Source organism: Rhizobium sp. Rhizsp42 (assembly GCF_047304155.1).
GTDB lineage: Bacteria > Pseudomonadota > Alphaproteobacteria > Rhizobiales > Rhizobiaceae > Rhizobium.
In genome coordinates, this window is sequence record NZ_JBGLYS010000022.1 from 1 (window position 1) to 12270 (window position 12270).

The window sequence follows — 12270 nt, forward strand, 5'->3', positions numbered from 1 at the left end:
TGACTGTCCCTCGATCATTACCCGCATCTCACTGATCCGTTCTCTCAACGGGCGCGGCATCTTTCATGCCACCTCCTGTCTGGAGCGATATGTTCTGCTTGATGCGATCGGGTTTAGATCTCGGCGCCAGCCGCCACCCCCCTCTGTCCTGCCGGACATCTCTCCCACAAGGAGGGAGATTGGCTGGAAGCGGCCGCTCGCTCCACTTTCATTGTTTGGCTCTGCACAGGCCACGGGTCGATCTCCCCCCCTGTGGGGGAGATGCCGGGCAGGGCAGAGGGGGGTATCGCAAGCCGCAGCGCTCATCATTCCGCAGCCTCCACCATCGGCCCCGGCGCGAAATCATCAGGAAAATGCGCCATCGCGCTCAGCACGGGATATGGCGTGAACCCACCCAGCGCGCAGAGCGAACCAAACTTCATCGTGTTGCAGAGATCGGCCAGCAGCGCCCGGTTCTTCTCCGGCTCGATACCGCTGGCGATCTTGTCTGCCGTCTCCACCCCGCGCGTCGAGCCGATGCGGCACGGCGTGCACTTGCCGCAACTCTCCACCGCGCAGAACTCCATCGCAAACCGCGCCTGCTTCAGCATGTCGGCGCTGTCGTCGAAGACGACGATCCCCGCGTGGCCGATAAGCCCGTCCCTGGCTGCGAACGCCTCATAGTCGAACGGCGTATCGAACAGCGCACGTGGGAAGTAGGCGCCGAGCGGCCCACCCACCTGCACCGCCTTGACCGGTCGCCCCGAGGCTGTGCCACCGGCGATCTCATCGACGATCTCACCCAGCGTCAATCCGAAGGCGACCTCATAGAGGCCGGGATGCTTCACATTGCCGGCGATCTGCAGCGGGATCGTGCCGCGCGAGCGGCCCATGCCGAAATCGCGATAATACGCAGCGCCCTTCTCCATGATGACAGGCACCGATGCGAGCGAGATCACATTGTTGATGACGGTCGGACAGTCGAACAGGCCCTTGTGCGCTGGCAATGGCGGCTTGGCGCGCACGATCCCACGCTTGCCCTCCAGGCTGTTCAACAACGCCGTTTCCTCGCCGCAGACATAGGCGCCGGCGCCGGTGCGGATCTCGATCTCGAACGCCTTGCCGAAGCCGAGCACCGACGGACCGAGCACGCCGGCACGCGCCGCGATCTCGACAGCCTCGGTCATGGCTGCAATCGCATGCGGATATTCCGAGCGAATATAGACGAAGCCCTTGGTGGCTCCGGTCGCGAGCCCCGCGATCGCCATGCCCTCGATCAGCACAAAGGGGTCACCCTCCATGATCATCCGGTCGGCGAAGGTGCCGCTGTCGCCCTCGTCGGCATTGCAGACGATATATTTGCGCGCACCCGGCGCATCGAGCACCGTCTTCCACTTGATGCCCGTCGGGAACCCCGCGCCGCCGCGGCCGCGCAGACCGGAATCGGTCACGTCCTTGACGATATCGGCCGGCTGCATGGAAATGGCGCGCCGTAGACCAGCCAAGCCGCCATGTGCCTCGTAATCGGCAAGCGACAGCGGATCGATCAAGCCGCAACGGGCGAAGGTCAATCGTGTCTGTCGCTTGAGAAACGCGATCTCCTCGACCGCGCCAAGACAGAGCCGGTGATCGCCGCCCGACATAAGCCCGGCATCGAACAATCCCGCGACATCCCGCGCTTTGACGGCGCCATAGCCGATCCGCTGCCCGGCGACTTCAACCTCCACCAGCGGCTCCAGCCAATGCATGCCGCGCGAGCCGTTGCGCACGATAACGGCATCGAGGCCGCGATCTGCAATCTCCCTGGCGACCACATCGGCCACCTTGTCGGCGCCGAGCGCCAGTGCGGCGGCATCGCGCGGGATAAAGATCCGGACACTCATCGGCGTGCCTCCGCGATCATCTCCTCAATATCGGCGACATCCACCCGGCCATGAACCTCTCCATCAAGCATCGCTGATGGAGAGCACGAACAGAGCCCGAGACAGAAGACCGGTTCCAGCGTGATCGCCCCGTCGGGCGTCGTGCCGTGCCAATCGATGCCCAGCATCGCCTTCACCCGCTCGGCCAGACGGTCTCCCCCCATCGACTGACAGGATTCGGCGCGACAGAGCTTCAGCACATGCCGGCCGGCCGGGTGGTTGCGATAATCGTGATAGAAGGTGACGACGCCATGCACTTCGGCCCGCGACAGGTTGAGCCCATGCGCGATGACGGGAAGCGCCTCCTGCGGGACGTAACCGAACACGTCCTGGATCTCGTGGAGGATCGGCAGCATCGGGCCTTCGAGCGTCTTGAGACGATCGACGATCTCACGCACCTGGTCGGAAATATCGCCGTCGGCGACACGAATATTCATCAGCGGCCCTCCCAGACCAGCAGCGACGTTCACGGACGTTCGGCAAGCCTCCTCCAGAAGCCGTTGGCCGACGATACGGGACCGTCAAATCATTATAGAACTTTCTCAGGGAAGGACGAAGCGATCAATAAAGCTGTCTCGTCAGTCGATAGGAATTTCCTATTGAAGGTCCGGCTTCTCTATGAGGATGCGCGCCTCGTGCAGGAGCGCCGAGACCAGCGGCGTGAAGGGCTCACGGTGGGTCGCGACCAAGCCGACGACATGATGCGCCTGCGGCTCGACAATCGGGATCATCCGGATTTCGGCCGGAAAGCCGAATGATTTCGCGACATTGCGCGGCATGATGCTGGCCCAGCGGCCTGTGCGCACGTGCGAGAACAGCACGATCATCGAATTGGATTCGAGCGTGGGCTGAGCCGTCACTCCAGCTTCTGACAACAACTGATTGATAATACGTCGGTTCTGCATGTCGGCCGTCAATAGACAGAGCCTGATATCGCCGACCTCTTTCCAGGTAACGCTTTCGCGATCGGACAATGGGCTGCCGGCCGCCGTGATGAGATTATACTGTTCGGCAAAGAGAGGAACGCTGGTGACGCGCCCGAGCGGCTCGTTTTCGAGATAGGTTATGCCGGCATCGATCTCGAGATTCTCAAGCATGCTAAGCACTTGCAGCGAATTGCGCGAGACGATCGAGAAGGTGACGTCGGGATGGCGCTCCTGAAAGGGTGCGGTCAGCTGCGGCAGCATGGAGAGCGCGGTTGGGATGGCAGCGATCCTAATATGGCCCGCGAGGCCCGATCGGGCGGCGCGCATTTCCTGGCGCATGGTGCGGGCGTCGCCGACGATCCGGCGCGCCCATTCGAGCACGCGCTGCCCTTCAGGCGTCAGCCCCTGAAAACGCGAGCCGCGCTGTACGAGGATGACGCCAAGTTGGTCTTCGAGCTGACGGATGGCGGCGGAAAGGCTGGGCTGGGAAACGCCACATTCCTCGGCGGCACGGCCGAAATGCTTTTCATTGGCAAGCGCGATGAAGAATTCCAGTTTGTCGATCATGCGGCCTCCCTGCCGGGCGCCACCTTACCGCCATCGCGGCGAATGTGAAGAGCCGAGCGGCAGCCTCGATACGTGCCGTAGGTCCGTGCGGCTTGAGGCTCGCGCCCCGGCGGTCATGCCGATGAATCTGCTCCCCAAAGGCGAGAGAACTCCCGTGAATTTGTCACGAGAGCTCGACTTGGTTGCGGCCTGAAGGAGTCAGAGCCCGTGCGTGCCGTCGTAGCCGTTGACCGCGGGCGCTCTCCAGCCTTCCGGCGGATGTGCCGGCTTGTAGAGCTCGACCACCAGCGGATAGCAGGCGACGGAATCCGAGGAGTGCTCGGAGGAGCAATCGCCGCCCGGGCAGGCCGACATGCAGCCGAGGAGATCGATCTCGGCGAAGAATTCGAGATAGTCGCCAGGGCGGACCGGGCTTGCCTTCATGAAATACTGGCCGGTGTCGCGTGTGAAGCCGGTGCACATGAAAACATTGAGCACGTCGTGAATGTAGGTGCCGGCTTCCTGCAGCGACTTGCCGGTCTTCGCGGCGAAGGCGCGGGTTAGGTTGGAGTGGCAGCAGTGGTGATACTGGCCGCCATTGCTCAAGAGATTGTGCGTATAGGGATCGCAGCGCGTGCCGATGACGTCGTGCACCGAGCCGCCGAATTCGTCGAAGCCATACCAGTCGAGCGTGTCATGGGTGATTGTCGCGATCGGGCGCAGATAAGGCATGTTGGAGAAGAGCTGGTCGCCGAGGCCGACATGCGTGCCGTTCAGCGCCCGGGTTTTGCCGGTGAAGAGGCGTTCCTCGAGGTTGCTGGCATTGAAGAGGTTGAGATCCCCTACCTGCGAGCCCTCGCTGGAGAGGATGCGGCAGAAATGGCCGGCCGGCACGGTCCAGCAGGCCGCATCACGCGGCGGGACGACCACGCGCTCGACGAATTCCAGATCGTCGCGCAACGCGCGGTATGCCGCAAGATCCGGCCGAGGCAACGTCTCGACGGGATAACAGATGACCGGCTTGATGGCCTTGCGGCTCGCTGCGTCTTCCGGTGCGCTGGTAATCGGCTGGGGCTTCATCCCTCATTTTCTCCTGATATGCCGGGCGGGCTGCCGTCAGTCGGCAGGCGTCGCCAATGTCTTCTTGGGGCGGGGCAGGCTCTGCGCGCGGGCGGCTTCCAGCACCACGCGTTCGGATTCCTGCAGATAGAGTTCGAGTGCGCGGGTGGCTGCCGTGCGATCGCCATCGCAAAGCAGGCCGCAGATTTCGACGTCGCGCGCCACCCACGGTTCCTGGAATCGGCGGGCATCGGGCGCCATCGAGAAGGCGAGGCGGGCCTGGGCGGCGACGGTCGCGAACACGTCGTTCAATCTCGGGCTGCGGATGAAATCGACGATCTGCTGGTGGAATTCCAACGATGCGGTGCCGCACTGCTGCCAGTCCTTGGCAAGCGCGGCGCGCTGTACCGCTTCGACGCGGGCAACGAGTTCCGACATCGCTTCCTGCGAGGCATAGGCGCTGCAGGTGACGCCGCGCAGCTCAAGCGTCATGCGGATCGCGTAGATCTCGCTGATCTCGGTGGAATTCAGCGCCCGCACCGTCGCGCCGTAATGCGCGCGGTGCTCGATCAAGCCTTCGGCAACCAGATCCCGCAGCGCCTCGCGCAACGTGTTGCGCGAAACGTTCAGCGCTTCCGCCCACACGACCTCACGCAGCGGCGCGCCGGGCGCCAGCTCACCACGCAGAATCTTGTCGCGCAGCAGGCCGGCGGCGGTCTGCGTCAGCACAAGAGGTCGGTCGGGGGAATTTTGGTTGGTCAATAGGGTCTCCTTGGTGATTTATTTTTGTTGAACAACTTACGCATGTCAAGAGAGATGAAGTCCGCATGCCGGGATGTCGCCGGTGAGAGAGAAGCGGTTCCGAGGCGCCATGGGCTAAGGACCTTGCTTTCTAGCGTTACCAGATTCGTGCCCCTCCTGCTTCGGAGCTGAATGTGCTGTTGCGACGTCTTTTTTCGTCGTATTGCAGGTGCTGTAGCCGGGGCGTCTCGTTTTATCTCGTCATTTCAGTCGCTTGTCAGCATTCCGTCAAGTTCCTTCGCCGGGATGCGGATGGACGATCTGCTCGAAATCAGCCCCTTGATGAAACTTTATGCATCGAGGGGGATTGCAATCTCATAATTGTTCAACAAAAATGAGCCATCAATCGAGAGGAACAGTCCATGAAAAAACTCCTTGCCGGTCTCATCATGTTGGCGGCGCCGCTGACGGCGGCCCATGCGGAAACGCTGAAGATCGGTGTCGATCTCACCTATCCCCCCTACAACTACTTCGACGACGCCAACCAGCCCGCCGGCTTCGACGTCGAGCTGATGAGACTGATCGGCAAGAAGACCGGCAGCGATGTTTCCTTTCATGACACACGTTTCGAAAACCTGATCCTCGGCGTCTCCAGCGACCAGTTCAACGTCATCGCCTCCACGCTCTACGTGACGGCCCCGCGCGCCAAGCAAATCGACTATATTCCCTACATGAAGACGGGCGTTTCGATCGCGGTTTCGGCCGCCGGCGGCCAGAACTTCGCCAAGCCGGAGGAGCTTTGCGGCAAGCGCGTCGGCTCGATCAAGGGCGCGGCCTGGATCCCCGAGCTCGAGAAGCTGAACACGACGGTTTGCGCCGCCAGCCCGATCGATTCCCGCGAATTCCCGACCTCGCCTGAAGCAACACAGGCCGTCATGTCTGGCGGCGTGGACGCCCAGCTGGAAAACTCGGCGGTGCTTGCCGATGCTGCCAAGAAGCTGAACGGCCGCCTGAAGGTCACCTCCACCGAACAGCTCTACCCCGTCATCGTCGGCTTCGGCGTGAAGAAGGGCAACACCGAGGTCGCATCCTTCCTGCGCGATACGCTGGCGAAGCTCGATGGCGATGCCGACTACGAGGGGCTGTTCGCCAAGTATGGCGTGGCCAAGTCGACGGAAGCCGAGTTCAAGGCGGCTGTCGGGCAGTAAGCGTTCCAGGCAGGTGCCGGTGAAGCGCTCGCCTGACTGATCAACACAGGAATGCGCGGCGCTTCGGCGCCGCTGCTCTTTTGGGGATACCCGCCCATGAACTTCGACTGGAACTACCTCTTCAGCCTCGTGCTCTATCCGGACTTCTGGCGCGCGACGGCTCTCGTCGCCTGGCTCGGCGTGCTGACCTGGGTTATCGGAACCGTGCTCGGCTTCCTCCTGGCGCTCGCCCGGCAATCCAGCCTGCGCGCGGTGCGCTGGTTCGCGAAGACCTATATCTGGCTTTTCCGCAGCCTGCCGCTGCTGGTGCTGCTGATCTTCGTCTACAACATGCCGCAGTTCATGCCGGCGCTCGGGCCGGTGCTGTCGGTGCCCTTCTGGGCCGGCCTGATCGCGCTGGTGATATCGGAGACGGCTTATCTCGCGGAAATCCACCGCGCCGGCCTCATCGCCGTCGATCAGGGGCAGCATGAAGCGGCCCACGCGCTCGGTGTCCGCCCCGTCGGCAAGTACCGGCATATCATCCTGCCGCAGGCGATCCGCGTGGCGCTGCCCTCGCTTGGCAACGAGTTCATTACCATCGTCAAGCTGACCTCGCTCGTCTCGGTCATCTCGCTCGCGGAAATCCTGCTCGTCGGCCAGCGGCTTTACACCCGCAACTTCATGGTCATCGAAACGCTGGTCGCGGTCTCGTTCTATTACGTGCTCGTTGTCTCGATCTTCAGCTTCTTCCTGTCGCGCCTTGAAGGTCGTCTCGACATCTCCAGGATGACCGGCGCCGAGATCGCCGTCCCAGCAGCCGTCGCCCAGGCAAACGTTGCCAGCAACGAACGCCGCGTCGGCGAAGAGGTCGTGGTCGGCGTCGATGGCATCAGCAAGAGCTTCGGCGACAAGCGGGCGTTGTCTGACGTGTCGCTTCAGGTGCGCAAGGGCGAGGTGCTGAGCATCATCGGTCCCTCGGGCTCCGGCAAGACGACGCTCATCCGCACGATCAATGCGCTGCAGGACATCGACGACGGCCGCATCACGCTCGACGGAAACGAGTGGATCACGGCGGACGCCAAAGGGTACCGGATGGTTCCCGACTTCCATCACCGCGTCACCTGTCTCGGAATGGTGTTCCAGTCGTTCAACCTCTTCCCGCACATGACGGCGCTGGAGAACGTGACGTTTGGCCCGCGCTATCACGGCAATCGCGACAAGCAGGCGGTGCGCGCCGCGGCAATGAACCACCTGGCCCGTGTCGGTCTGGCAGCGCATGCCAACAAGTATCCGCACCAGCTCTCGGGCGGCCAGAAGCAGCGTGTGGCGATTGCCCGCGCGCTCGCCATGGACCCAGAGATCATGCTGTTCGATGAGCCGACCTCTGCGCTCGATCCGGAACTGGTGGGCGAAGTGCTGCAGGTCATCGAGGGTCTTGCGCGCGAGGGCATGACCATGGTGATCGTCACCCACGAAATGCGCTTCGTCAGCCGCGTCAGCGATCGTGTCGTGATGATGGAAAACGGCCACGTCGTCGTCAACATGACGGCGGACGAACTGGAAAGCTCTCCGGCCGACAGTCGCATCCAGCAGTTTATGCGGCAGAGCTGATCGCTCTTTTATCATCTGAACAAAAGAAAGCCGGCGGATCGCAAGACCCGCCGGCTTTCCTGCTTTGAGCTTTACGCTTCCTCTTACGCGATGAGCGCCAGCTCCGCGCCGAGAACGACGCTGTCGCCCACCTTGGCGCTGAGCTTGATCGTGCCGGCCTTGGGCGCGGCAACCCGCGTTTCCATCTTCATGGCCTCGATCACGGCAACGATCTCGCCCTCGACAACCGTCGCATTGTCCTCGACCAGCCACTGCCGGAACGTGCCCGGAATGGGCGCGGTAACCGCGCCCTCTCGCTTCTGAGACGCTTGCGGCGCGGATGCCTGCGGGGAGACCGCGAGGCCGGAAAACAGCGCTGCCGGCAAGCCGATCTCATGGCGCTTGCCATCGATCTCGATGAAGCTACGCAGCAGACCGCCGTCGACAGGTTCGATCCTCGGCGAGGAGGCGACGCCACGGAATTCGGTCTCGATCCAGTTGGTGAAGACCTTGAAGCCGTCCTCGCCGGTAAAGTCCTTCTCCTCGAGAACCGCGCGATGGAAGGGGAGCACAGACGCCACGCCCTCGATGCGGAACTCGGCGAGCGCGCGGCGGGCGCGAACAAGCGCTTCCTCGCGCGTGGCGCCGGTCATGATCAGCTTCGCCATCATGGAATCATAGAGGCCGGGGATTTCCGAGCCGCTTTCAACGCCGGTATCGAGGCGGATGCCGGGACCTGATGGTGCGCGGAACCGGGTAATGAGGCCTGGCGTCGGTAGGAAGCCACGGCCGGGATCTTCGGCATTGATGCGGAACTCGAAGGCGTGGCCGCGTGGCTTTGGCGTTTCCGTCACCGAGAGCGGCTCGCCATCGGCAATCCGCAGCTGCTCGATGACAATATCGACGCCGGTGGTCTCCTCGGTCACGGGATGCTCGACCTGCAGGCGCGTGTTGACCTCGAGGAAGGAGATCGTGCCGTTCTGCGAGAGCAGGAACTCGACCGTGCCGGCGCCGGTATAGCCGGCCTTGGCGCAGATCGCGCGGGCGGCATCATGGATGCGCTGGCGCTGCTCCTCGGTGATGAAGGGAGCCGGCGCCTCCTCGACGAGTTTCTGGTTGCGGCGCTGCAGCGAGCAGTCGCGGGTGCCGAGGACGACCGTATTGCCGTGGCTATCGGCAATCACCTGCGCTTCGATGTGGCGCGGCTTTTCGAGGAACTGCTCGGCGTAGCATTCGCCACGGCCGAAGGCTTCGACGGCTTCGCGAACGGCGGAATCGAAGAGCTCACCGACTTCGTCGATATGGTGCGCCACCTTCATGCCGCGCCCGCCGCCACCGAACGCGGCCTTGATCGCCAGCGGCAATCCGGCTTCGCGGGCAAAGGCGACTGCTTCGGCTGCCGAAGCCAGCGGGCCGGCGGAGCCCTTCACCAGCGGTGCGCCGACGCTTTCGGCGATCCGCCGCGCCTCGACCTTGTCGCCAAGCGCCGTGATGACATCAGGCGCCGGACCAACCCAGATCAGGCCGGCATCGATGACCGCCTGCGCGAACTCCGCGCGTTCGGAAAGGAAGCCATAGCCAGGGTGGACGGCATCGGCGCCGGCGCGCTTGGCGATCTCGAGAATCTTCTCGATGTTCAGATAGGTGTCCGCGGGGCGACCGGCGCCGAGGCCGTAGGCTTCATCGGCAAGTTCGGCGTGCAGCGAGCTTGCGTCGGCATCCGAATAGATCGCGACCGAGGCGACGCCATAGTCGCGGGCGGCGCGGATGATGCGGATGGCGATTTCGCCGCGATTGGCAATGAGCAGCTTTTTCATGAAATCAGTGTCCTGTTCGGCTCGATGCCGGCGATGACCTCGCGCGGCTCGAAGGCGGAGATCGAATTGAAACGGATGCGGGCGCCGATCGGGATCTGGCCGGCGAGGTCGAGATGGTGGCTGGCGACGACGCCGATGACGGGGTAGCCACCTGTCAAGGGATGATCGGCAAGGAAGAGCACGGGCTGGCCGCTATGCGGCACCTGGATTGCGCCCAGTGCCGTGCCTTCGGAGGGCAGTTCGGCATTGTCGGAACGCTCGATCGCCACCTTGCCGTCAAGGCGCATGCCGACGCGGCTGGACTGGGGCGTCACGTCCCACTCCTGCGATGTCAGCGTGGCGACGCCGTGCTCGGTGAACCAGTCAGTGCGCGGGCCAAGCACGATATCGAGCATCACGACTTCGCCAGCGCGCGGGAGACGTCGTTGCTTGGCGTCGGCCGGCATGACAGCAAGTGATCGCCGCTCAGCCGGAACAAGGATGTCGCCGGCTGCGATCGGCGCCGGGCCGACCTTGGCGAGGGTATCGGTCGCCGCCGAGCCAAGCACCGGCTGAACCTCGAACCCGCCGCGCAGGGCGAGATAGCTCATCATGCCCTCGGGCGGAATGCCCAGCACCAGCTCGTCGCCGGCATCAAGGGCGATCGGGCTTGCGAAATCTGCGCTACTCTCGCCACCAGCCGCCGTACGGATCGTCAGCGGGCAGGGGGCGCCGGTTACGGCGAGGGTCGCCGGCCGATCGGCCTTGACGGCGAAGCCGCCGAAGAGCACTTCGACCACGGCAGTATCGCGCGGATTTCCGAGGCAGCGATTGGCCTCGATCATCGCCGTGCGGTCGAGCGCGCCGGATTCGGAGACGCCCTGGCTGGCAAGGCCCGGTCGGCCGAAATCCTGAAAGAGTGCCGGACGATCCGAGCGGGTGACCAGCAATCCGGCTTTCTGTGCCGGAGCGTCATTGACTGACGGCTTGGGTGAGGAGACCGGGACGACAGCGCCCTTGGCTATGTCGCGAAATCGAACGCGGTCGCCGGGCGCCAGCAGCGCCGCCCGTTCCCGGGTCGTGTCCCACATCGCGAGCGGCGTCTTGCCGAGCAGCTGCCAGCCGCCGGGGCTGTCTGATGGGTAGATACCGCCGAACTTGCCGGCGATGGCGACCGAGCCGACGGGGATTTTTACCCGTGGGCTCTTGCGCCGCGGCACGTCGAAACGTGGATCGTCTGAGGTCATATAGGCGAAGCCCGGCGCAAAGCCGGTGAAGGCGACGGTATAGGTCGCCTCGGTGTGGCGCTGGATGACCTCCTCGATCGTGCAGCCGAGCATTTCGGCGACATCGCCGAGGTCCTCGCCATCATAGGCGACCGGGATCTCGAAGAGCTCGCCACCTCGTGATGAGCGTGTTGAAAGGTCAAGCGCGGCGATCTTGTCGTAGAGCCCTGCCACGCTCGTCAGCCACGGATCGAAACGCACCATGACGGTGCGCGCGCCGGGGATCACTTCACGCACGCCTTCGAGCCGCGCCGCCAGAAGCGCGTCGAGCAGGGTCAGCGTTGCGGCGAGGTCGTCGAGCTCGACGAGGAAACTGTCGCTGCCTGAGGGTAGGAAACGCAGGCGCTCGCTCATGACGACATATCGACGAAGGACTTGAGCTCGACGCCGCGTGCTTCCAGCGTCTGCCGAAGCGTGCGGGCGATCGCGACGGCCGCCGGCGTGTCGCCGTGAATGCAGATCGACTGCGCGTCGAGCGCGATCTCGGTTCCGTCGATCGCCACAACGCGGCTTTCCGTGACCATGCGCAACATGCGCTCGGCGACGGCTTCAGGATCATGGATCACCGAACCGTCCAACCGGCGGCTGACGAGGCTGCCGTCGACGTTATAGGCACGGTCGGCGAAGGCCTCGCAGACGACGGTCAGTCCGGCCTCACGCGCTTGCGCCACGATCGGCGCGCCCGCCAGCGCCATCAATACGAGGCTTGGATCGACGGCCTTGATGCCTTCGATGACATCGGCGGCCTGGCGGGCGTCATGGGCGATGGTGTTGTAAAGCGCGCCATGCGGCTTCACGTAGCGCACCCTAGTTCCGGCCGCCTTCGCCAGACCCTGCAGGGCGCCGATCTGGTAGATCGTGTCGCCGACCAACTCGGCGCTCGATGGATCCATGTTGCGGCGGCCGAAGCCGACCAGGTCGCGGTAGCCGATATGGGCGCCGACGGCGACACCGCGCCGCGTCGCTTCTTTTAGCACCGTCAGGATTCCCGAGGGATCGCCGGCATGGAAGCCGCAGGCGATGTTGGCGCTCGTCACCGTCGCCAGCATGGCGGCGTCATCCCCCATCGGCCACGGGCCGAAGCTTTCGCCGAGATCGCTGTTCAGATCGATTGCCGCCATGTTCCATCTCCATTGAAAATACTGACGTCACGGATTATTGTTCAATAAAGCAATATGTATTGTTGAACAATATGCCGGAGCGCATTTTTGGACGTGCTGATGGTAGCCGGCGAT

At 63.6% G+C, this 12270-nt stretch carries 10 protein-coding genes; 2 read left to right on the forward strand and 8 right to left on the reverse strand.

Annotated features, from left to right (window positions below; translation table 11 throughout):
- Positions 1–305: 305 nt before the first annotated feature.
- The 5 genes from ACCD05_RS19820 to ACCD05_RS19840 all read right to left on the reverse strand — a co-directional run bounded on the left by ACCD05_RS19820 (position 306) and on the right by ACCD05_RS19840 (position 5194).
- A complete protein-coding gene (locus ACCD05_RS19820) occupies positions 306–1862 on the reverse strand; it encodes a formate dehydrogenase beta subunit (protein WP_112950332.1) in 1557 nt (518 codons plus the stop codon).
- The gene (locus ACCD05_RS19825) at positions 1859–2338 is read right to left on the reverse strand and encodes a formate dehydrogenase subunit gamma (protein WP_112950333.1); all 480 of its coding nucleotides are present in this window, start codon (positions 2336–2338) and stop codon (positions 1859–1861) included. The genes ACCD05_RS19820 and ACCD05_RS19825 overlap by 4 nt, the downstream gene beginning before the upstream one ends.
- 159 nt (positions 2339–2497) lie before the next feature.
- Entirely contained in the window at positions 2498–3394 is an 897-nt protein-coding gene (locus ACCD05_RS19830; protein WP_112950334.1) for a LysR family transcriptional regulator, read from the reverse strand.
- A gap of 198 nt (positions 3395–3592) precedes the next feature.
- Complete coding sequence (locus ACCD05_RS19835; protein WP_112950335.1) at positions 3593–4453, reverse strand: DUF1989 domain-containing protein; 861 nt, start codon at positions 4451–4453, stop codon at positions 3593–3595.
- A 36-nt stretch (positions 4454–4489) separates the two neighbouring features.
- Positions 4490–5194 carry a GntR family transcriptional regulator gene (locus ACCD05_RS19840; protein WP_413394819.1) on the reverse strand — a complete coding sequence of 235 codons (705 nt, stop codon included), beginning with the start codon at positions 5192–5194 and terminating at the stop codon, positions 4490–4492.
- Positions 5195–5595: 401 nt separating this feature from the next.
- On the opposite strand from ACCD05_RS19840, the gene ACCD05_RS19845 reads away from it, so the two are divergent.
- On the forward strand, positions 5596–6381 hold the full coding sequence (locus tag ACCD05_RS19845; RefSeq protein ID WP_112435912.1) for a transporter substrate-binding domain-containing protein: 786 nt from the start codon (positions 5596–5598) through the stop codon (positions 6379–6381).
- A gap of 96 nt (positions 6382–6477) precedes the next feature.
- The gene (locus tag ACCD05_RS19850) at positions 6478–7974 is read left to right on the forward strand and encodes an amino acid ABC transporter permease/ATP-binding protein (RefSeq protein ID WP_112435940.1); all 1497 of its coding nucleotides are present in this window, start codon (positions 6478–6480) and stop codon (positions 7972–7974) included.
- 83 nt (positions 7975–8057) lie between these two features.
- Here the strand turns inward: ACCD05_RS19850 and ACCD05_RS19855 are convergent, their stop codons facing one another.
- Genes ACCD05_RS19855 through ACCD05_RS19865 form a run of 3 tightly spaced genes read right to left on the reverse strand, consistent with a single transcriptional unit; the run spans position 8058 to position 12156 of the window.
- Entirely contained in the window at positions 8058–9770 is a 1713-nt protein-coding gene (locus ACCD05_RS19855; protein WP_413394822.1) for an acetyl/propionyl/methylcrotonyl-CoA carboxylase subunit alpha, read from the reverse strand.
- Positions 9767–11389, reverse strand: coding sequence for an urea amidolyase family protein (locus ACCD05_RS19860; protein WP_112435914.1), 1623 nt, complete (start codon positions 11387–11389; stop codon positions 9767–9769). The genes ACCD05_RS19855 and ACCD05_RS19860 overlap by 4 nt, the downstream gene beginning before the upstream one ends.
- Positions 11386–12156: a LamB/YcsF family protein gene (locus ACCD05_RS19865; protein WP_413394824.1), complete on the reverse strand. Its 771-nt coding sequence runs from the start codon at positions 12154–12156 to the stop codon at positions 11386–11388. The genes ACCD05_RS19860 and ACCD05_RS19865 overlap by 4 nt, the downstream gene beginning before the upstream one ends.
- Positions 12157–12270 lie beyond the last annotated feature (114 nt).

Bases quoted from the DNA above. Each gene is read 5' to 3' on its own strand.
- ACCD05_RS19860 (WP_112435914.1), bottom strand. From the start codon at position 11,389: ATGAGCGAGCGCCTGCGTTTCCTACCCTCAGGCAGCGACAGTTTCCTC.
- ACCD05_RS19820 (WP_112950332.1), bottom strand. From the start codon at position 1,862: ATGAGTGTCCGGATCTTTATCCCGCGCGATGCCGCCGCACTGGCGCTC.
- ACCD05_RS19845 (WP_112435912.1), top strand. From the start codon at position 5,596: ATGAAAAAACTCCTTGCCGGTCTCATCATGTTGGCGGCGCCGCTGACG.
- ACCD05_RS19825 (WP_112950333.1), bottom strand. From the start codon at position 2,338: ATGAATATTCGTGTCGCCGACGGCGATATTTCCGACCAGGTGCGTGAG.
- ACCD05_RS19865 (WP_413394824.1), bottom strand. From the start codon at position 12,156: ATGGCGGCAATCGATCTGAACAGCGATCTCGGCGAAAGCTTCGGCCCG.
- ACCD05_RS19855 (WP_413394822.1), bottom strand. From the start codon at position 9,770: ATGAAAAAGCTGCTCATTGCCAATCGCGGCGAAATCGCCATCCGCATC.
- ACCD05_RS19835 (WP_112950335.1), bottom strand. From the start codon at position 4,453: ATGAAGCCCCAGCCGATTACCAGCGCACCGGAAGACGCAGCGAGCCGC.
- ACCD05_RS19850 (WP_112435940.1), top strand. From the start codon at position 6,478: ATGAACTTCGACTGGAACTACCTCTTCAGCCTCGTGCTCTATCCGGAC.
- ACCD05_RS19830 (WP_112950334.1), bottom strand. From the start codon at position 3,394: ATGATCGACAAACTGGAATTCTTCATCGCGCTTGCCAATGAAAAGCAT.